At 40.9% G+C, this 21283-nt stretch carries 17 protein-coding genes; 11 read left to right on the top strand and 6 right to left on the bottom strand.

Annotated features, from left to right (window positions below; genetic code table 11):
• Positions 1 to 101: 101 nt before the first annotated feature.
• Together O3646_RS00705 and O3646_RS00710 are read left to right on the top strand one after the other, a co-directional pair.
• The gene (locus tag O3646_RS00705) at positions 102 to 1031 is read left to right on the top strand and encodes a peptidase U32 family protein (protein WP_156672465.1); all 930 of its coding nucleotides are present in this window, start codon (positions 102 to 104) and stop codon (positions 1029 to 1031) included.
• Between the two features lie 96 nt (positions 1032 to 1127).
• Positions 1128 to 2414, top strand: a complete 1287-nt coding sequence (locus O3646_RS00710) for a U32 family peptidase (RefSeq protein WP_347112501.1) — start codon at positions 1128 to 1130, stop codon at positions 2412 to 2414.
• 15 nt (positions 2415 to 2429) lie between these two features.
• Here the strand turns inward: O3646_RS00710 and O3646_RS00715 are convergent, their stop codons facing one another.
• Positions 2430 to 2762 carry a hypothetical protein gene (locus O3646_RS00715; RefSeq protein ID WP_013903885.1) on the bottom strand — a complete coding sequence of 111 codons (333 nt, stop codon included), beginning with the start codon at positions 2760 to 2762 and terminating at the stop codon, positions 2430 to 2432.
• A gap of 90 nt (positions 2763 to 2852) precedes the next feature.
• Here O3646_RS00715 and O3646_RS00720 point away from each other — a divergent pair, with 90 nt between their 5' ends.
• The 3 genes from O3646_RS00720 (at position 2853) to O3646_RS00730 (ending at position 5112) form a co-directional block, all read left to right on the top strand.
• Positions 2853 to 3065, top strand: coding sequence for a YdbC family protein (locus O3646_RS00720; RefSeq protein WP_003002541.1), 213 nt, complete (start codon positions 2853 to 2855; stop codon positions 3063 to 3065).
• A gap of 160 nt (positions 3066 to 3225) precedes the next feature.
• The gene (locus O3646_RS00725; RefSeq protein WP_049482785.1) at positions 3226 to 4368 is read left to right on the top strand and encodes a 5-methyltetrahydropteroyltriglutamate--homocysteine S-methyltransferase; all 1143 of its coding nucleotides are present in this window, start codon (positions 3226 to 3228) and stop codon (positions 4366 to 4368) included.
• A 12-nt stretch (positions 4369 to 4380) separates the two neighbouring features.
• Positions 4381 to 5112: a cyclase family protein gene (locus O3646_RS00730; RefSeq protein WP_013903883.1), complete on the top strand. Its 732-nt coding sequence runs from the start codon at positions 4381 to 4383 to the stop codon at positions 5110 to 5112.
• Between the two features lie 493 nt (positions 5113 to 5605).
• Here O3646_RS00730 and O3646_RS00735 read toward each other — a convergent pair whose 3' ends face one another.
• Positions 5606 to 7456, bottom strand: a complete 1851-nt coding sequence (locus tag O3646_RS00735) for an LPXTG cell wall anchor domain-containing protein (RefSeq protein WP_371610372.1) — start codon at positions 7454 to 7456, stop codon at positions 5606 to 5608.
• A 307-nt stretch (positions 7457 to 7763) separates the two neighbouring features.
• Positions 7764 to 9113, bottom strand: coding sequence for a glutathione-disulfide reductase (gene gorA / locus O3646_RS00740; protein ID WP_347112933.1), 1350 nt, complete (start codon positions 9111 to 9113; stop codon positions 7764 to 7766).
• Between the two features lie 179 nt (positions 9114 to 9292).
• On the opposite strand from gorA, the gene O3646_RS00745 reads away from it, so the two are divergent.
• The 4 genes from O3646_RS00745 (at position 9293) to lysS (ending at position 14234) form a co-directional block, all read left to right on the top strand.
• Positions 9293 to 10450, top strand: a complete 1158-nt coding sequence (locus tag O3646_RS00745; RefSeq protein WP_371610373.1) for an efflux RND transporter periplasmic adaptor subunit — start codon at positions 9293 to 9295, stop codon at positions 10448 to 10450.
• Positions 10434 to 11129: an ABC transporter ATP-binding protein gene (locus O3646_RS00750; protein ID WP_003002759.1), complete on the top strand. Its 696-nt coding sequence runs from the start codon at positions 10434 to 10436 to the stop codon at positions 11127 to 11129. The genes O3646_RS00745 and O3646_RS00750 overlap by 17 nt, the downstream gene beginning before the upstream one ends.
• Positions 11129 to 12472: an ABC transporter permease gene (locus tag O3646_RS00755; protein ID WP_371610374.1), complete on the top strand. Its 1344-nt coding sequence runs from the start codon at positions 11129 to 11131 to the stop codon at positions 12470 to 12472. Before O3646_RS00750 ends, O3646_RS00755 begins: the two co-directional genes overlap by 1 nt.
• Positions 12473 to 12743: 271 nt before the next feature.
• Entirely contained in the window at positions 12744 to 14234 is a 1491-nt protein-coding gene (gene lysS / locus O3646_RS00760; protein WP_003016025.1) for a lysine--tRNA ligase, read from the top strand.
• A gap of 302 nt (positions 14235 to 14536) precedes the next feature.
• On the opposite strand, the gene O3646_RS00765 is transcribed toward lysS, so the two are convergent.
• The 3 genes from O3646_RS00765 to O3646_RS00775 form a co-directional block, all read right to left on the bottom strand.
• Positions 14537 to 15169: a histidine phosphatase family protein gene (locus O3646_RS00765; protein WP_070674296.1), complete on the bottom strand. Its 633-nt coding sequence runs from the start codon at positions 15167 to 15169 to the stop codon at positions 14537 to 14539.
• Between the two features lie 14 nt (positions 15170 to 15183).
• Entirely contained in the window at positions 15184 to 15657 is a 474-nt protein-coding gene (locus tag O3646_RS00770) for an aminoacyl-tRNA deacylase (RefSeq protein WP_129824056.1), read from the bottom strand.
• A 140-nt stretch (positions 15658 to 15797) separates the two neighbouring features.
• On the bottom strand, positions 15798 to 16673 hold the full coding sequence (locus tag O3646_RS00775) for a GH25 family lysozyme (RefSeq protein ID WP_049497418.1): 876 nt from the start codon (positions 16671 to 16673) through the stop codon (positions 15798 to 15800).
• A gap of 250 nt (positions 16674 to 16923) precedes the next feature.
• Here O3646_RS00775 and ftsW point away from each other — a divergent pair, with 250 nt between their 5' ends.
• On the top strand, positions 16924 to 18165 hold the full coding sequence (gene ftsW / locus O3646_RS00780) for a cell division peptidoglycan polymerase FtsW (RefSeq protein WP_155169447.1): 1242 nt from the start codon (positions 16924 to 16926) through the stop codon (positions 18163 to 18165).
• A gap of 38 nt (positions 18166 to 18203) precedes the next feature.
• The gene (ppc, locus tag O3646_RS00785; protein ID WP_155169449.1) at positions 18204 to 21029 is read left to right on the top strand and encodes a phosphoenolpyruvate carboxylase; all 2826 of its coding nucleotides are present in this window, start codon (positions 18204 to 18206) and stop codon (positions 21027 to 21029) included.
• Positions 21030 to 21283 lie beyond the last annotated feature (254 nt).

The following is a 21283-nucleotide window of genomic DNA, read 5'->3' on the forward strand; positions in this document are numbered from 1 at the left end:
TCTATCATGAATTCAGCTATATAAATGTTACAAAAATGTTACAAATTTTACAAAATGAATAAATTTTTCTAGAATATCGGAATTTTTGTTATAATGGTTCTATGAAAAATATTATTATTACAGCAACAGCAGAGAGTGTTGAGCAAGCGCAAGCCCTGATTGATGCAGGGGTTGACCGAATCTATGTCGGTGAAAAAGATTACGGATTACGATTGCCTCAAACTTTAAGCTATGACGAAATAAATCGAATTGCCCAACTAGTCCATGCTGCTGGCAAAGAATTGACAGTAGCTGTAAATGCACTCATGCACCAATCGATGATGGATTCAATCAAGCCTTTCTTAGACTTTTTGAAAGAAATTCAGGCTGATTATATTACTGTCGGAGATGCGGGCGTTTTTTATGTCTTGAAACGAGATGGCTATCCATTCAAAACGATTTACGATGCCTCAACCATGGTCACTTCTAGCCGCCAGATCAACTTCTGGGGAAAACAAGCAGGAGCTTCTGAAGCTGTTTTGGCTCGTGAGATTCCATCTGCCGAATTATTCGTAATGGCTGAGAATCTTCAGATTCCAGCAGAAGTCTTGGTCTATGGTGCTAGCATTATTCACCATTCAAAACGACCTCTTCTTCAGAATTATTACAACTTCATCAAGACAGAGGACTCTGTGACCAAAGATCGCGATCTGTTCTTAGCAGAACCAGGAGATCCCAATTCTCATTATTCGGTCTACGAAGACAAACATGGAACCCATATCTTTTCAAATAATGACTTGAATATGATGACCAAATTGTCCGAGTTGGTAGAACATGGCTTTGATCATTGGAAACTCGATGGTGTCTACTGTCCGGGTGAAAACTTTGTCAAGATTACAGAGTACTTTATCAAGGCCCGTGATTTGATTCAAAAAGGAACATTTACACAGGATCAAGCCTATCTGTTTGATGAAGAAATCCGCAAATTACATCCAGCTAATCGTGGTTTAGATACTGGTTTCTATGATTATGAACCAGATCGTGTAAAATAACAAATAATACTAGGGCTTCTTCGTTTGTGAGTTTTCCTTTTTCAGGGAACGAAGAGGCTATTCATTATATCGACAATCTTGTAAATTGGAGAAAACATGACAAATACAAAAAAACGTCCAGAGGTTTTGGTACCTGCTGGAACATTAGAAAAATTAAAAGTTGCCGTTAATTATGGGGCAGACGCAGTGTTCGTTGGTGGACAAGCCTATGGTTTGCGTAGCCGTGCCGGAAACTTCACCATGGATGAGCTTCGTGAAGGAATTGAGTATGCTCATGCCCGTGGAGTGGATGTGCACGTCGCTTCAAACATGGTAACTCATGAAGGAAATGAACAAGGGGCTGGCGAGTGGTTCCGTGAATTGCGGGATATGGGACTTGATGCCGTGATTGTCTCAGACCCGGCCTTGATTGAAATCTGTGCAACCCATGCACCTGGCCTCAATATCCACTTGTCTACGCAAGCTTCTGCGACTAATGTGGAGACCTTCCATTTCTGGAAAGAATATGGCTTGACCCGTGTGGTCTTGGCCCGCGAAGTATCCATGGAAGAGTTAGCTGAGATTCGTAAGCGTACCGATCTTGAGATCGAAGCCTTCGTTCATGGAGCCATGTGTATTTCTTATTCCGGACGTTGTACCCTTTCTAACCACATGTCTGACCGGGATGCCAACCGTGGTGGCTGTTCTCAATCTTGCCGTTGGAAATACGATCTCTACGATATGCCATTTGGCCAAGAACGCAAGAGTATCAAAGGGCAAGTCCCAGAAGAATACTCTATGTCAGCCGTGGACATGTGTATGATCGAAAATATTCCAGACATGATTGATAATGGAGTTGATAGCTTGAAGATTGAAGGCCGGATGAAATCTGTCCATTATGTTTCAACAGTGGCCAACTGTTACAAGGCTGCTTGCGATGCTTATATGGAAAGTCCAGAAGCCTTTTATGCCATCAAGGATGATTTGATCAATGAATTGTGGAAGGTTGCTCAACGTGAATTGGCAACTGGATTCTACTACCAAACACCGACTGAAAATGAACAATTGTTTGGGGCACGTCGTAAGATTCCTCAATACAAATTTGTAGGAGAAGTGGTAGACTTTGATCCATCTACCATGACTGCGACGATTCGCCAACGGAATGTCATCAATGAAGGTGACCAAGTGGAATTCTACGGACCAGGCTTCCGTCATTTTGAATGCCAGATCCAAGACTTGCATGATAAGGATGGAGTGAAGATTGATCGCGCACCAAATCCGATGGAGCTTCTCACGATCACCGTTCCACAAGAAGTCAAGCCAGGAGATATGATTCGTTCTTGCCAGGAAGGTTTAATCAATCTCTACTCAAAAGATGGAGCAAGTAAAACTGTTCGAGTATAACAAAAAAAGAGAGGGTTAAACCTCTCCTTTTTGTTGGGCGATGCGAATATTATTGGGGACTAAACTAATTTTCTGGATCTCAGAAATCCGAATAATCGTGGACATACTCTTTTTAAAATTTTTCACGATCAGTTGTCGGCGTTCTTGGTCATATTTGACAATATCGCCTGTAAAACTCTTGTTTGAAAAAATAACATGTACCCCTTGTTTTTTTCGCAATGCTTGTTGAATGATTTCAATAATTCTCTCATCTTCTAATGGGGCAGGGGTACTGACTTTTCCATTGAAAAATTCATTTGCTCGGTCTTTAACGATCTCGAGAAATTTTTTCATAGCTAAATTCTCCATAACTTGATACAATATATTATAGATAATTTCAACGATTTTGTAAATGATTTACGAATATTAGAGATGGGAAGGCAAGAAAGGAGTCGTGAAATGGCAGAATTTTCATTCCAAATCGAAGAACATTTGCTGGTCTTGTCAGAAAATGACAAGGGTTGGACCAAAGAATTGAACCGTGTGAGTTTTAATGGTGCTCCTGCTAAGTATGATATCCGGACCTGGAGTCCCGACCATACAAAGATGGGAAAAGGCATTACACTCACGAACGAAGAGTTCCAAGTCATGCTCGATGCATTTAAAAATTAAGAAAAGGGGTCCTTCAAGGACTTCTTTTTTGTTATAGTCTAAAGCTATATGGATATCAAAGATATTAGATTATCCCAAAACCTTGTTTATCAAGTGTTAGACTGCTATAATGGTTGCATTGATGAATTAATGTAAAACTTATAGGAAAGAGGGATTCATATTGACACATGCACATGCACCTTATCGCGTTGACCATGTTGGTTCATTTCTTCGTCCAGCTACTTTGGTTCAGGCTCGTGAAGATTTCGCAGCTGGAAAAATCAGTCAGGCTGACTTAACAAAAGTAGAAGATCAGGCGATTCGTGACCTCGTTGAAAAAGAAATTGCTGCTGGTCTGAAGTCAGTAACAGATGGAGAATTCCGCCGAGCTTATTGGCATTTGGATTTCTTCTGGGGCTTTGGTGGCATTGATCATGTCCAAGCTGCCCAAGGCTATCAATTCCATGATGAAACAACCAAGGCTGACTCAGCGCTTGTAGTTGGAAAAATCACAGGAGCCAATCATCCATTTGTAGAGCATTACAAGTTCTTGCGGGATCTTGTAGCAGATGTAGATGGTGTAGAGGCTAAATATACCATTCCAGCACCTGCGCAATTCTATTTTGAATTGATCCGTGATGCAGAACATGTAGAACAATTGAATACCATCTATCCTGATTTTGCGGCTGTTCGTGAAGACATCAAGCAAGCCTATCTTCAAGTGATTCAAGATTTGTATGACGCTGGACTTAGGACCCTTCAAGTAGATGACTGTACGTGGGGTGTCTTGGTAGACGATAATTTCTTGACGGCTTGGGGAGCAGCCCAAGGCAAGTCAAAAGATGAGGTTCGCCGAGAACTCGCTGATCTCTTCTTGACTTTTAACAACGATGTCTACCAACATGTTCCAGCTGGTTTAACTGTCAATACGCACGTTTGTCGTGGGAACTTCCATTCCACTTGGGCTTCATCAGGTGGTTATGCGCCGATTGCCAAAGAACTCCTTGGAGAAGAAGCGGTCAATGCTTACTTCCTTGAGTTTGACACTGATCGTGCTGGTGGTTTTGAACCACTTGCAGAAGTAACCCCTGGTAAAGGAGTGGTGTTAGGCCTTTTGACATCTAAGAGTGGTCAACTGGAGAACAAGGACGAAGTGATTGCTCGTATTAAAGAAGCAAGTCAGTATGTACCGTTGGAAAATCTTTACCTGTCTACTCAGTGTGGCTTTGCTTCGACAGAAGAAGGAAACATTTTGACAGAAGAAGACCAATGGAAAAAAATCGGTTTGATTAAGGAAATTGTCGCTGAAGTTTGGGGCGAATAAGGAGGAAGAAACATGTCAGATTTACTAAGTATTTATAAAGAATTGCAAGCTAAAAAATGGGTGGACTTGAGTCACCAAATCAATGCGGAAAGTCCACACTTCCCAGCCCTTCCTGCCTTGCAACAAGAAGACCTTTTTACATTAAAAGATGGTTTCCATGTTCAAAAATTTACAGTGGTTGGTCAATACGGAACGCATATCGATGCACCGATTCACTTTGTAGAAGGGGGTCGTTGGTTGGATGAGATTGACCTCAAAGATCTCCTCTTGCCACTTTATGTTATCGACAAGTCTAAAGAAGTTGCTGCCAATCCAAACTTTATCTTGAGTAAACAAGATATCTTAGACTTTGAGGCAGAGCATGGACAAATTGTTGAGGGTGCTTTTGTTGCCTTCCGTAGTGATTGGTCAAAACGTTGGCCAGATCAAGATGCTATGCGTAACCTAGATGAAAATGGGGTTCAACAAAGTCCAGGATGGAGCCGTGAAGCCTTGGAATTCTTGATTCATGAACGCCATGTCAAGGCTGTTGGTCATGAAACCTTTGATACCGATGCAGGTATTCCAGCAGCAGAGCATGGCTTGGTCAATGAATACTACCTCTTGGAACAAAATATCTACCAAGTTGAAGTTTTGAACCAATTGGACCAAGTTCCAGCTGTAGGTGCTTTGATTTCGATTGCTTTCCCTCACTGGGACAAGGCAACTGGTTCACCTGTCCGTGCCATTGCCATCTTACCATAAACAAAGAGAAAAGCTTGAAGACAGACGTCGCATTTGGACGTTTGTCTTTTTGTATTTTCGAAACTATTTTCGTTATCATCTGATATTCCATCTAAAAAACTGATCTAGAAAAAATAAAAAGGAATTTTCATTAATTATTTTGCCAATTTTTTGAGATGTAGACGTAACGGTGTAAGCCAAATTTTTATAGGGCTTACACAAAGAAAAGAGAGTGGGACAGAAATCGGTAATTCGTTAGAATTCGATTTCGTCGTCCCACCTCCGCACAGTTGAGTAGGGCTGTAAAAGCTGATGAAATCAGCGTAGTAGAGCCCACTCAACCACTGCGTCTTGCTCGACAATCCAAAAATAATTGAGAGGCTAGGACTTTTGTCCCAGCCTCTTTTTATCTATCAGAGAGAGCTAAAAATTTCTCTCTTTGTTAGTTGAACTATTTGTTAAGATGCATTGAAAATCTATTTCGTTAGAAAATTGACTATTTTTAATGAATAAATTATTGACGAGTCAATTTCCGTTTGATTCCAACAGCACCTGCTAAGACAAGAATTCCAGAGAAGACGAGTCCAGATGCAACAACTTCACCTGTGTTTGGAAGAAGCGATTTGCGACCTCCCCCATTGTTTCCACCATTTGAACCTGGCGCACTTGGTGTCGTTGTGGTACCAGAATGACTAGGTTTATTTGGATTTTCTGTTGTGGATGAAGAAGTCTTAGGCTCTGCAGTAGTAGTAGTTGTTGTTGTTGTGTCTTCCTCACTACTATTGTGGTTTTCTGGTTCTTCTGGTGTTGTAGTTGGAGGAGTCTCAGGCGTAGTAGTTACAGTAGTCTTAGGCTCCTCTGTTGAAACAGTTGTAGTAGGAGTCTCAGGCGTAGTAGTTACAGTAGTCTTAGGCTCTTCTGTTGAAACAGTTGTAGCAGGAGTCTCAGGCGTAGTAGTTGTGGTAGTCGACTCTTGAGTCGTAGTAGTTGTGGTAGTCGACTCTTGAGTCGTAGTAGTTGTGGTAGTCGACTCTTGAGTCGTAGTAGTTGTGGTAGTAGGCTCTTGAGTCGTAGTAGTTGTGGTAGTAGGCTCTTGAGTCGTAGTAGTTGTAGTTGTAGGCTCTTGAGTCGTAGTAGTTGTAGTTGTAGGCTCTTGAGTCGTAGTAGTTGTGGTAGTAGGCTCTTGAGTCGTAGTAGTTGTGGTAGTAGGCTCTTGAGTCGTAGTAGTTGTAGTTGTAGGCTCTTGAGTCGTAGTAGTTGTAGTAGTTGGCTCTTGAGTCGTAGTGGTTGTAGTAGTTGGCTCTTGAGTCGTAGTGGTTGTAGTAGTTGGCTCTTGAGTCGTAGTAGTTGTAGTAGTTGTAGTGGTTGATGTCATATCGCCATCCACTCCACCGTTTGCATTAATATTTGCAACAGATGCATTGACTTCCTTTGCAACAACTGCTTGCTCACCTTTAACGTGATACCATACCTTAGTATTGTTTAAGAAATTCTTTTGATTTTCATTCTCTACTTTAGTCTGGTAAAAGATCAGGACACCAGTCTTATTAATTTCACTTTGAGGAATCGTAACTGTAATTTTTCCTGCAGCATCAACTGTGAATGTTGATCCAGGAAAGGCTGCTAAGAAATCGTCGATAGCAGTTGAGCCACCGTAATATCCTGGTTTGTTACCTGTAGTAGTAATACTAAAACTATCTTTTACAAGTGAATGACCACCTTGGATGTCATCTTCAACACGAACATCACCATCTACATCTAAGTTCATTGCATTAATGGTTAGTGTCCAAAGAATATGTTCAGGATCATTCGCGTGCATATCTCCCGCTTTGAGATAGAATGGAGCGCTGTTAACACCAGTAGCTATTTTCTTAACGTTTAATTCTACTTTTCTAGCTCCACTAATAATAGTGAATTTTCCAACATGCTCCTTATCGGTTGCTGTATCGTTATGACCCTCAATCTCAAACTCACCCCAACCGCGAATGTTTTGAAGGTTTTTGATAGCTTCATTGAAAGTAACTGTCGCAGATCCATCTGTAATGACCATGTCTCCAACGTAAGTTCCGTCAATACTTAATGGAATAGTCTTTTTAAATCCTATCCCAAAGACTGTTCCAGAACTAGTCCAATTAACTTTTAATGTATCCCCCGGTTGAATCTTTTGTGCATGCTCATCAAATGTAAACTTAACAGTTGTTTGTCCACCATCTGTGATTTCTTCTGATGAAACAGTAAGTGAGCTAATATTGTTGCTGACATCGCCAGCTTTTACCATATCAGATTGCGATAATACGATGAATAATAATGGTAAAAATACAATAAAGAAGACTTTGACAAGTCTACTTAGATTCATTTTTTTCATTTTCTTCTCCCATTTTTCTCCAATTATCTACATCAATTTGTATGTTGTTGCCAAAAACTTACAAAATTGAGAAATTTTTATAGGTGTCTTTTAAGACGACATTAATAAAAGTGCACCCCCCACTAGTCTATTTTCAAAAAAGACATCTACAAAGTGAATTATATCACAAATTAGTAAGATTTTAACAATAAAAATATTTTATCTATGAAATTTTAAGGATTTTATTAAAATCAGATAAATGAAAAAGGACTATTGTTTGTTTAAATAGTCCTTTTAGCTTAAAGTGGAACAACTTCAAGCTTATGTTTTATCTCATTGTCACGAATTCTTCGGATCCGGTTGGGTGAATGGCGACGGTTGCGTCGAAATCGGCTTTTGTCGCTCCCATCTTGATAGCAACTGCAAATCCTTGGATCATTTCATCGACTCCGTAGCCAAGACCATGAAGGCCAACGACCCTTTCTTCGGGACCGGCAGTGATGAGTTTGAATTTTGCTTGCTGGCGGTGTTGGGTAACAGCGGTGTACATGGAAGCAAATTGAGAAGTATAGACTTTGATATTCTCTTTACCATAAGTTTGCTGGGCTTCTTCCTCCGTTAGGCCAACGGTTCCAATAGCAGGGTGAGAAAAGACAACGGTTGGGATGTTTGTATAATCCATTTTGGCATTGTCTTTTCCATTGAATAGTCGTTCAGAAAGAGTGCGTCCAGCTTTAATAGCGACAGGGGTTAATTCTTTTTCTCCTGTGACATCCCCAAGAGCATAGATTCCTGGAATAACTGTATTCTGGTATTCATCTACTGCAATGAATCCTTTTTCATTTAAGGTGACGCCTGCAGCTTCTAGATTGAGATCCTGGACGTTTGGTTTTCGTCCTGTTGCCCAGATAACATGATCTGCCACGTGGCTGGTCATATCCTCAAAATAAATCTTCACACGACCGTCTTCTAATTTTTCAAGCTTCATGGGAACCTTATGTTTGTGAAGCGGAAGGTTTTGTTTTTCCATTTCTTCCATTAAGCCATCGACAATGTAGGAATCAAACTTTCTTAAGGGACGATCACCGCGAACGAAGAGATCGGTCTGAACACCAAGGGCATGGAGCACACCGGCTAGTTCCACTGCGATGTAGCCAGCACCAATAATGGCAACGGAACTTGGCAATTCTTCCCAAGCAAAGACATCATCAGAAGTTTCGCCAAATTCAGCTCCAGGAACAGAAGGAATAAAGGGATGGGCACCAGTCGCAATCACGATATGCTTGGCCTTAATGGTTTCCCCATTTACCTCAATTGTATGAGCATCTACAAAACGGGCACGTCCTTCAATTCGTTCAACCCCATTGCGTTTAAAACTGCCATCATAGGAATTACGGGAACGGTCAATATAGGCTTCGCGATTTTTTCTTAAGGTTGCAAAATCAAATCTGGTTTGTTCAGAAGTAAATCCATAGTCTGGTCCATAATCGCGAATAGCTTCTGCAATTTGTGCACCATACCACATAATTTTTTTAGGCACACATCCTCTGTTGACACAGGTGCCACCCAGTTGTTTTTCTTCAATGACGGCAGCCCGAGCTCCGTGCTCCCCAGCCCGGTTCATGGTAGCGATTCCTCCACTACCTCCACCGATTGAAATAATATCAAATTCTTTCATGTTTTCCTCCTAAATGGGATTTCAGTTTGATTGTAATATCAACTGTTACAAAAGTCAAGGGTTTAGCATGTTACCAAGCATTTAAATTTCATTTTGCCGTGTCAATTTTGGATAGAAAAGTAAGGAAATATGGTATACTATGGTATAGAATAAAACGCTTTCTTTGATGGAGAAAAACGATGAAGAAATTGAAAAAATGGCAACTATTTGCAGCTGCAGGTGCAGCAATTGTGGTGATTGGAACAGGAAGTGTGATGTTGTTTTCGCACCCAAGTACTCCTGATCAAGCAATCACGAAAGAAACTCCAATGGTGCAAACGGTCAAGGATGGCTCGATCGCTTCTTCGGTCTTGTTAACTGGGAAGGTCACTGCCAACCAGGAACAGTATGTCTATTTTGATGGAACCAAAGGGGATTTGCAGTCGATTTTGGTCAATGTAGGAGATCAAGTAACAGCCGGCCAGCCGATTGTTCAGTATAGCAGTACAGAGGCCCAAACCGCTTATGATGCAGCCGTTCGTGCTGTCAATAAGGCAGACCGTCAGTTAAATGACCTACTGACAAATGGTGTGACCATTGATACGACAGGAGATGAAGAAGCAGATGCCAAATCAGCTTCGCAGACACAACGAACAGTCGATTCCCAAGCTAGCGATTTACGAGATGCTAAGTCGGATGCAGTCGATAATATGAACAAGGCTAAGGCTCTTCTGGATGCGACAACAGTTAGGAGTAATACAGATGGTACCGTGGTCGAAGTCAATAAAGATGTTTCAAAATCGACTACAGGGACCAACCAAACTCTGGTTCACATTGTGAGCAACGGGAATTTACAAGTCAAAGGGGAATTGTCTGAATACAATTTGGCCAATATCTCTGAAGGTCAGGAAGTGGTCCTCACTTCCAAGGTTTATCCGGATAAAACCTGGACAGGAAAGATTTCTTATGTAGCCAACTATCCGACCGACGCGGGTCAAGCAGGCACCAATGCAGCAGGTGGAACACAAGGAAGCGGTGGAGCCAAGTACCCATTCACAGTGGATATTACCAGTGAGATTGGGGAACTCAAACAAGGCTTTTCTGTCAATATTGAAGTCAAAAGTTCTACTCAACATCCCCTTGTTCCCGTGACAAGTGTCATGGCTGATGGGGATACGAGTTATGTATGGACGGTCGAAAATGGCAAGGCTAAGAAAGTAAAAGTGACGCTTGGTAACGCCGATGCTGAAAATCAGGAAATCTTGTCAGGCTTGAAGAAAGATGCTCAAGTTATTGTGAATCCTAATGAGAAACTGGAAGATGGAAAAGAGATCGGAAAATATGACAAAATTGATTGAACTAAAAGGAATCAATAAAACCTATAAAAACGGGGACCAGGAACTTCGTGTCTTAAAAGACATCGATTTAGAAGTCGAAGAGGGAGAATTTGTGGCCATTATGGGTCCATCTGGCTCAGGGAAATCGACCTTGATGAACGTCATTGGCTTGTTGGACCGCCCGACCAGTGGAGAGTATTTTCTAGAAGGTCAGGAGGTTGGAAATCTCAGTGAGAAAAAATTAGCACGTGTTCGAAATGAACAGATCGGTTTTGTCTTTCAACAATTCTTTCTTCTCTCTAAGCTCAATGCCTTTCAAAATGTGGAACTGCCTCTCATTTATGCAGGAGTTCATCCTGCTAAACGGAAGGAATTAGCTGAGCAGTACCTTGAAAAGGTAGAGCTCCATTCTCGCATGCACCATTTGCCTTCAGAGCTCTCAGGGGGTCAAAAACAGCGGGTTGCGATTGCTCGAGCCCTCGTCAATCAGCCAGCCATCGTCTTAGCAGATGAGCCGACTGGTGCCCTAGATACCAAGACGGGGGAGCAAATAATGGACTTGTTAACCAAGCTAAACCAAGAAGGAAAAACCATTATCATGGTTACACACGAGCCAGAAATTGCAGCCTTTGCGCATCGTCGCATCGTCATTCGTGATGGAGTGATCTCCTCAGATAGCAAGCTGGAAAGGGGGACCTAATGCAAAATTGGAAATTTGCGATCAGCTCAATTATGAGCCATAAATTACGGTCTTTCTTGACCATGGTGGGGATCATTATTGGGGTCGCTTCTGTCGTTGTCATCATGGCTCTTGGAGATGGTATGAAAGCTGGTGTTACCAAGACCTTCACCAAGGACCAAGAGTATGTACAAATCTCTTATTCTCCCAACAAGAGTGGCAATGTGACTGGGATCAATATTGGCCCTTCTGATGATACTGGAGAAGGACAAGGCGGAGGCGAAAGTGGCCCTGCAGCTGAAGACCGAGGGATGGCTGCTCCATCGGATATGGATGGGGAAAACGCTGAAGATGTTGATGGTCAAGTCCAAGAAGCACCACCAGTTGTGCAAGAATCTTGGGTTAAGGAATTAACCAAGATTCAAGGCATCGATGGTTACTATGTTAGCAATACCTCCAATGCAACCATTGCTTTTCAAAAGAAAAAAGCAGAAGGGGTAAACATCCAAGGGGTAAATGAAACCTATTTTTCTGTCAAAAAGGTTGAGCTCTTATCTGGGAGAAAATTAACCCCTTCAGACTATAGTAATTTCTCCCGGGTAGTGCTCCTTGATGAAGGATTAGCTCAACAATTATTTGGAACGGAGAATCCACTGAATCAGGTGGTCTCTGTTGGGAATAACAATTATCGCGTCGTTGGTATTTTCAAGGATCCAAATGCAGGAACAGCTCTTTACGGAGCTTCCTCAGGTGGAAGTGCCTTGATGGCCAATACCCAGCTGGCATCTGAATTCGGAACCGATGAAATTCAAAATATTGTCGTCCATGTACCGGATGTGAAACAGATCAAAACCGTTGGGATCGAAGCTGCTCAAAAGTTAACAGAACTTTCAGGTGTTCGCCAGGGAGAATTTCAAATCTTTAATTTGGATAGCATCCTAGAGGAAACCAATAAAGTAGTAGGAATTATGACGTCAGTCATCGGTGCCATTGCAGGGATTTCCCTTTTGGTTGGCGGGATTGGAGTCATGAATATCATGTTGGTTTCTGTGACAGAGCGGACGAGAGAAATTGGTCTTCGCAAAGCATTGGGAGCAACTCGAGGTAAGATTCTGGTTCAATTTTTGATTGAGTCGATGGTCTTGACGATCATTGGTGGGCTAATTGGACTTGGCCTTGCTTATGGTGTGAATAGCTTGATTACTACACTCGCAGCAGCCTCCCTAGAAGGACCACCGATTATTTCCTTAAATGTCGCCATCGGCAGTATTATTTTCTCTGCTTTTGTAGGCATCATCTTTGGAATTTTACCAGCGAATAAGGCATCTAAGTTAAATCCGATCGAAGCCCTTCGTTATGAATAGAAAAATAGGAGCGAGTCAGGATGAATGGTTCAAGATTCTCCACGCTCCTTTTTGCTGCTGTGGTGGAATAACTTGTCGAAACCTTTTCAATCATCTCGTCTTATACAGGTCAAGCTATTTAGGTAGTCAACGACGGTCTTCAGATGTTTTTGAGTATTCATTCAAGAAGCTGCATTTTTTCCTCTGCCTTATTTTTGTTTAATTGGTAAATATTAGTGAATTTCTGGCCTAAATATGATAGAATAGGGGAGAATAACTTAGGAGGTTCCAAATGACTACTGAACATATGGAAGAATTGAATGACCAGCAGATTGTCCGTCGTGAGAAAATGGCGGCCCTTCGTGAACAAGGAATCGATCCATTTGGGAAGCGATTCGAACGTACTGCAAATTCAGGTCAATTAAAAGAAAAATATTCAGAATTAGATAAAGAACAACTCCACGACTTGAACGAAACAGCTATTATTGCAGGTCGTCTTGTTACCAAACGTGGAAAAGGAAAGGTTGGCTTTGCCCATCTTCAAGACCGTGAAGGTCAAATTCAGATCTACGTTCGTAAGGATGCAGTTGGAGAAGAAAACTACGAGATCTTCAAAAAAGCAGACCTTGGAGATTTCCTTGGTGTTGAAGGGGAAATCATGCGCACAGACATGGGTGAGCTTTCCATCAAAGCAACTCATATCACTCACTTGTCAAAAGCCCTTCGTCCCTTGCCTGAAAAATTCCACGGACTTTCAGATGTTGAAACCATCTATCGCAAACGTTATTTGGATTTGATTTCAAACCGTGAAAGCTTCGAACGCTTTGTAACTCGTTCAAAAATCATCTCTGAAATCCGTCGTTATTTAGATGGTCAAGGATTCCTTGAAGTGGAAACACCAGTGCTTCACAATGAAGCTGGGGGTGCGGCTGCTAAACCATTTATCACTCACCACAATGCACAAAACATTGATATGGTGCTTCGTATCGCGACGGAGCTTCACTTGAAACGTTTGATTGTTGGTGGGATGGAACGCGTTTACGAAATCGGACGGATCTTCCGTAACGAAGGAATGGATGCCACTCACAACCCTGAATTCACTTCGATCGAAGTCTATCAAGCTTACGCTGACTTCCACGATATCATGGACTTAACAGAAGGCATTATCCAACATGCTGCGAAAGCAGTCCATGGTGATGGTCCAATTGACTATCAAGGAACAGAAATCAAAATCAATGAACCTTTCAAACGGGTTCACATGGTTGATGCGATCAAAGAAATCACAGGTGTTGACTTCTGGCAAGACATGACCTTTGAAGAAGCTGTAGCACTTGCAAACGAAAAACATGTACCAGTTGAAAAACACTACACAGAAGTGGGACAAATTATCAATGCCTTCTTCGAAGAATTCGTTGAAGAAACTTTGACACAACCAACTTTTGTTTACGGTCACCCAGTAGCAGTATCTCCATTGGCTAAGAAAAATCCAGAAGACCCACGCTTCACTGACCGTTTCGAACTCTTCATTATGACCAAAGAGTATGCCAATGCCTTCACGGAATTGAATGATCCAATCGATCAATTGCAACGTTTTGAAGCGCAAGCGCGTGCCAAAGAATTGGGAGATGACGAAGCTACAGGCATCGACTATGACTATGTTGAAGCCCTTGAATATGGTATGCCACCAACAGGTGGACTTGGAATTGGTATTGACCGTCTCGTTATGTTGTTGACCAATGTAACAACAATTCGCGACGTCCTTCTCTTCCCAACTATGAAATAAGCTAAAAGAAAACACTGATCTGATGATCAGTGTTTTTGAATGTATACAGACTATTGTTTTACATAAGACAACTAGATGATTTTCAAAAAATATCTACTATTTTTTTGTTATTTAAGAAGATTAAAAACTTTCCGCAGTGAGAAAAGTTCCTGAAACTAAATTGTTTCAGGAACTCGGGAGTTTTGGAGCCTTAGGTCCAAAACTAAGTCATGGAACTTCTTCGAAGTTCGCTGACGTCCGCATTCACCTAAGGAAAGTTTCTAAGTGAACTTTGCCTCTATTCTAAAACAATTATCTTGCAATCAGTGTTTTTTAGTCTCTAAATAAGAGGTATCATTCCAAGTTTCTAAGTAAAAGTGCTCAAAATCATCTGTTGTCAAAATGGTCACACTAGCATTGTTGAGGCCACCGTTTTTACGGAGTTCCTCTGGCTTATAGCCAAGTAGGCTCCGAATAGAAGCGGTTAAATTAGCCCCATGGCCAACGATTAGAATGGCCTCGCCAGACTGGTCTTTTAAACTTTTGATAAAATTTCCGGTCCGTTGGGTGGTTTCTTCAACGGATTCTGCTCCGAAAATATCGTGGTGAAACTTAGCTAAATTATGACGAAAGGCCTTCATTTCCTCCGGATAGAGAGCCTTCAACTCCACAATTTTTCTACCTTCTAACCTACCAAGCCGCCATTCCCGTAGAGCAGGAGTCTTTTGGAGGGAGATAGGATGTTGATTTTGCTCGAGAATGATTTGAGCAGTATGGACGGCTCTAGGCAAGTCACTTGAATAAGCTGCATCAAAGTATGTTTGAGATAAATGCTGGCCCAAGGCTTTTAACTGCTGGACGGAAGATTCTAAAAGCGGAGAGTCACCATTTGCCCCTTGGATACGTCCCTCCTCATTCCACTCAGTACGTCCGTGACGGACAAAATATAATTTCATATTGGTTTTATCCTTTACTCGACTAAGTCTTCGAAGCTAGCCTTGACAAAATCAGCTAAATCTTGCGCCTTGATTTGAATACTGTGACCAACTTCACCTGCAGAGACAATCATCTGATCTAGATCAAGGGCCGACTGGTCAATAAAAATAGGGTAGTTGTGTTTTTGTCGAATGCCAACAGGATTATTGGCTCCGTGGACATAGCCCGTCGTCTTTTCTAAGTCTTTTTGCGGAATCATACTAACTTTTTTATTGCCAGAGAGTTTGGCCAATTTTTTTTCTGACAAGTGGGCAGAGATGGGAACAATCCCGATGACAGGACCAGTTTTATCGCCTGTTAGAGCCAGTGTCTTAAAGATTTGATCGGTCGTAATCCCATCTGGAATGATTCCTTCAAGGGCGTTGATTTGTAAGCCTATGTGCTCAATTTTTGCTTTTGTTAAGATCTGCTCGACCAAGGTTTTTTTCACTTTATTTTTTTTTGCCATGGCTTTCTCCTTTTCTCTTTTTCTCTACAAAATCAGATTTCATTAGACCATTATAACATATAATAGCGGCAATATTGTCTTCTCCTGAAAAATAGAAAACAGCAGAAAAAGTGAAGATCACTTGATCTGCTGTTTTAAGGCTATGAGGAAGAGTTATCTTTTTGTACCTTGAAAAGTTTCCGATAAATCGCTTCTTGGTCTTGCGTCGGAGCAATTTGGTTGAGATCCAAGTAGTGTGAGAATCCATTTAATTGCCCTTGAGAGGTATATTGATGCAAGTCGTATTCCGTGTTGGTATCTGGTGCAGCATTATAGTAGCCATCATCAAATCCATAAGTAGGAATCCAAAGAGCCGTAAATTTATCAGTGGAGATACTGTGTTCTTCCATGAAGTAAGTTCCGATATAGAGTCCAATATTTTTTGCACCCAAAGCTTGTAGTTTTGCTCGGAAAGCTTCAACGCCTGCATTCATATCTTTCATGGTTTTTTCCTCAACGTCTAACCAATAGTAGGTCGGTTTGTAAGGAGAAGCAGCCTTGTAAAATTCTTCTGCTTCTTTTTCCATTTCTTTTTTATCCTTAGCAGCGACATAAGCATAGACTGCGACAGGGATATTTCGTTTTTGGAATTCTTGGATATGGGTTTTAAAAGATTTATCCAGACCATTTAAGTAGGTTGCTGCATTTTCCTTTTTAGCTTGAGCCCCACTATGGACACGAACGATCACACCTCCCACATTTTGGGAGAGGACATCGTAATCAATTTCACTGGGCAATTGCCAGCCTGAGATATCAATGATCGGGCGGCCAACCAGTTCTGGATTGATGTCTTCTTCTTTTTTAGAAGAAGAGCTTGCAGTAGTTGTTTTTCGAGGTGTATTGGAGTTCGGAATGGTTTTGGTTGTTTCTTGTCGCTCTCTGGCTTGTAGATCGGCAATCGTTCGTGAGAGAACGAGAAAAGAAATGATACCGATAAAAAAGACCAAGAGAACAACGGGTTTTATCCTTTTTCTCATACAGAAACATTTTACCGTAAAAAAAACGAAAAGGCAAAACTTAATGCTTAAAAGATGCTGATTTCAGCCATTATTTTCAAAAAAAAAAGGAATCTTTTCATCGAAAAAGGATAAAAATATATGAAAATAAGAAGAATGATTAGAATATTTCTTGAAAATGGGGAAGAAGCCGAATCTTTTCTGGCCTTTCCTTGGTTTTGCTTCTTAAAAATGATATAATGAAGGTTGAATATTAGGAATATGGTGAATTATGAAAATTGAAAAAAGACATCTTTTAAATTATTCCATCCTCATTCCCTATTTGATTTTATCCATCATTGGCTTGATTGTTGTCTATTCGACAACAAGTGCCTTGGCAATTCAAAGTGGAGTGAGTTCGATTCGGATGGTCCGGACACAGGGGCTCTTTTTTATCCTAAGTCTCCTAACCATCGCCTTGATTTATAAATTTAGCCTAAACTTCCTTCGAAATAAAAAAGTGCTGGCTTTTGTCATTTTTATTGAAGTGATTTTGTTGATTCTGTCTAGGTTTATCACAGATACCGTCAATGGAGCTCACGGTTGGTTGACGATTCCTGGAGGGTTTAGTATCCAGCCGGCAGAATACCTCAAGGTGATCTTAGTCTGGTATCTAGCCTTGATCTTTTCTAAACGACAAGACGAGATACGCGATTATGATTATCAAGCCTTGACCCACAATGAATGGATTCCAAGGAATTTAAACGATTGGCGTTGGCTGACCTTGATTCTGATTGGAATCGTTGTGATTATGCCGGACTTGGGAAATGCGACGATCTTGGCCTTAACGGTCTTGATCATGATTACGGCTAGTGGAGTGGGCTACCGTTGGTTTACCTCTTTACTTGGTTTAGTTGTTGGAGTATCGTCCATTGTCCTTGGTTCAATTTGGATTATCGGTGTGGACCGTGTCGCTAAAATTCCAGTCTTTGGTTATGTAGCCAAACGCTTTAGTGCCTTCTTTAACCCCTTTAATGATTTGTCTGGCGCAGGTCACCAATTAGCTAATTCCTACTATGCCATGAGTAACGGTGGTTGGTTTGGCTTGGGGCTAGGAAATTCCATTGAAAAACAAGGTTACTTACCAGAAGCGCACACAGACTTTGTGTTTGCGATTGTGATTGAAGAATTAGGTTTTGTTGGAGCTAGTTTGATCCTTGCTCTCTTATTCTTCTTAATTCTTCGGATCATTTTAGTCGGTATTCGAGCAAAGAATCCTTTTAATTCGATGATGGCCATTGGGATCGGTGGGATGATCTTAGTGCAAACCTTCATTAATATCGGAGGAATTTCTGGTTTGATTCCGTCTACAGGAGTGACTTTCCCCTTCTTATCCCAAGGGGGAAATAGCTTATGGGTCTTATCCGTAGCGATTGCTTTCGTTTTGAATATCGACGCTAGTGAAAAACGGGCTAAGATGGAACGAGAAGGCATGGTTTTTGAAGAAAAAGGTAAAATCAAACCTTATTATTAAAAGGGAATTGTTGAATGGCTATTCAAAAAGGAGAAAAAATGGTCTTACAAAAATTAGAGAACTTCACAAATAAAGATATTATCAAAGAAGAAGCCGAAATCTTAACCAATTTATTAGATGATATTACGAAAAATTTGGTTCGTCCGGAAACCTTTGATAAAATTAGGCAGTTGAAGGATCTATCAAAAACACAGAACTATCGTGAGTTAAATCAACTAGTGGAACAATTGACAAATGAAGAAATGACAGTGATTTCACGTTATTTTGCGATTTTACCACTCTTGATTAACATCTCAGAAGATGTCGATTTGGCCTATGAAATCAATCATTTGAATAACGTGGATGGTGAATACCTCGGAAAACTTTCTTCAACCATCAAAGAAGTTGCGAAAAATGAAAATGCACAAGAAATTCTTGAAAATCTCAATATTGTACCTGTTTTAACAGCCCATCCAACTCAAGTGCAACGAAAAACCATGCTGGATTTAACCAATCATATTCATGCTCTTCTTCGTCAGCACCGGGATGTTAAAGCTGGCTTAATGAATGAGAATAAGTGGTATAACAACCTTCGTTGCAATATCGAAATCATGATGCAAACGGATATGATTCGTGACAAAAAATTGAAGGTTACCAATGAGATCACCAACGTCATGGAATATTACAATAGCTCTTTCTTACAAGCTGTTCCAAATCTGATGTTGGAATACAAACGCTTGGCAAAAGCGCATGGATTAGAGCTTGAACAACCACGTCCGATCACAATGGGCATGTGGATTGGGGGAGACCGGGACGGGAATCCATTTGTAACAGCTGAGACCTTGAAGCGTTCAGCAACTATTCAAAGCGAAGTCATTTTGAACTATTACATCGAAAAGATTTCTAAATTATACCGTCATTTCTCCCTTTCAACGAGTCTTTCTAAAACAAGTGAAGCAGTAGCTGAAATGGCAGCCCTATCCAGTGATACATCCGTCTTTCGTGAAAAAGAACCTTACCGTCGAGCTTTCCACTATATCCAGTCAAAATTGATCCAGACTTTGGTCAATTTAAAAGAATGGACTATGGTTGGGGAAACTAGAGAAGATCGTTATGCTGTCGAGAGGTTATTAGGAGCAAATGCTCATCAACAAGGGCCAGTTTCTGATTATATCGGCAATCGTATCTCTGGAGCTCTAAAGAAAATTTCTGAGAAAGAAGCACCAGCTTATGCCTCTGCTCAAGAATTTAAAGAAGACCTTGAAAAGATCAAAGATTCCTTGTTAGAAAACAAATCAGAGTATTTGATTTCTGGTGAATTTGCAGAACTTCTAGAAGCCATCGATGTTTTTGGATTCTATCTGGCCTCTATTGATATGCGTCAGGATTCGAGTGTGCATGAAGCCTGTGTGGCAGAATTGCTGAAATCAGCTGGAATTAATGACCATTATTCTGATTTATCAGAGGATGAAAAGTGTCAAGTTCTCTTGAAAGAACTTTTAGAAGACCCACGTATTTTATCAGCAACCCATGCTGAAAAATCTGAACTGCTTGAAAAAGAATTAGCGATTTTCCAAACGGCCCGTGAATTGAAGGATCGTTTAGGAGAAGAAGTCATTCGTCAAAACATCATTTCTCATGCAACCAGTGTGTCAGATATGTTGGAATTGGCTGTGATGTTGAAAGAAGTGGGCTTAGTCGATACGGAAAAAGCTCGCGTTCAAATCGTACCGTTGTTTGAAACGATCGAAGATTTGGATCATTCAGAAGAAACCATGAGAAGTTACTTGTCTCTTCCGATTGCCAAACGTTGGATTGCTTCTAAGAACAACTACCAAGAGATTATGTTAGGATACTCTGATTCCAACAAAGATGGTGGATACTTGTCTTCTTGTTGGACCCTCTTTAAAGCCCAACAACAATTGACCGCTATCGGAGACGAGTTTGGAGTGAAGATTACCTTCTTCCATGGTCGTGGTGGGACTGTTGGTCGTGGTGGAGGTCCTACTTATGAAGCCATCACGTCTCAACCGTTGAAATCCATTAATGACCGCATCCGCTTAACTGAGCAAGGAGAAGTAATCGGCAATAAATATGGAAATAAAGATGCTGCCTACTACAACCTTGAGATGCTCGTCTCTGCAACCATTAACCGAATGATTGCCGAACAAAAGAGTCCATTCTCTATGTTTGATCGTTTCGGGGAAGTCATGGATAAAGTCGTGAATCGCAGTTACGATATCTATCGTGATTTGGTCTTTGGAAATGAGCACTTCTATGATTACTTCTTTGAATCAAGTCCGATCAAAGCAATTTCAAGCTTTAATATTGGTTCACGTCCTGCTGCTCGTAAGACCATTACAGAAATCGGTGGTTTGCGTGCTATCCCATGGGTCTTCTCTTGGTCACAAAGTCGGGTAATGTTCCCTGGTTGGTATGGAGTAGGTTCTAGCTTTAAGGAATTTATCGATGAGGATCCTGAGAATATTGAAACCCTTCGATACATGTATAAAAACTGGCCTTTCTTCCAATCTCTCTTGTCAAATGTGGACATGGTCTTATCCAAAGCCAACATGGACATTGCTTTTGAGTACGCCCAATTGTGTGAAGAAGAAGAAGTTCGCAATATCTATCAGATTATCTTACATGAATGGCAATTGACTAAGGACATCATCTTGATGATTGAGGAACAAGACGAGTTGCTCGCTGAAAACCCTTATCTGAAAGAAAGTTTGGATTACCGGATGCCATACTTTAACGTCTTGAACTATATTCAGTTAGAATTGATTCGACGTCAACGGACTGGACAACTACCAGCCGATCAAGACAAGCTGATCCATATTACGATCAATGGAGTGGCTACAGGATTACGAAATTCAGGCTAAAAAATCGGAACATTGTTCCGATTTTTTTAGTCCCTGATATTAAAGGACCAAAAGGTATGTAATGGCTTAAATAGAAGATTTAAAATGAGAATTTTCAAAGCTAGATCAGGATCTTTCAGCAAGCTGATAAAATAAAAGAAAAGAAGAGGAATAATTAAGAAAATATAGGTAAAAGGCTTGCAATTTTATCTAAAATTCGATAGAATAGTAAGGAAAGTTAGACTGTATTGCCTACTGTCTATCTATAAAATATA

It is taken from the genome of Streptococcus sp. 27098_8_148 (genome assembly GCF_041432105.1).
Taxonomy (GTDB): domain Bacteria; phylum Bacillota; class Bacilli; order Lactobacillales; family Streptococcaceae; genus Streptococcus; species Streptococcus parasanguinis_AE.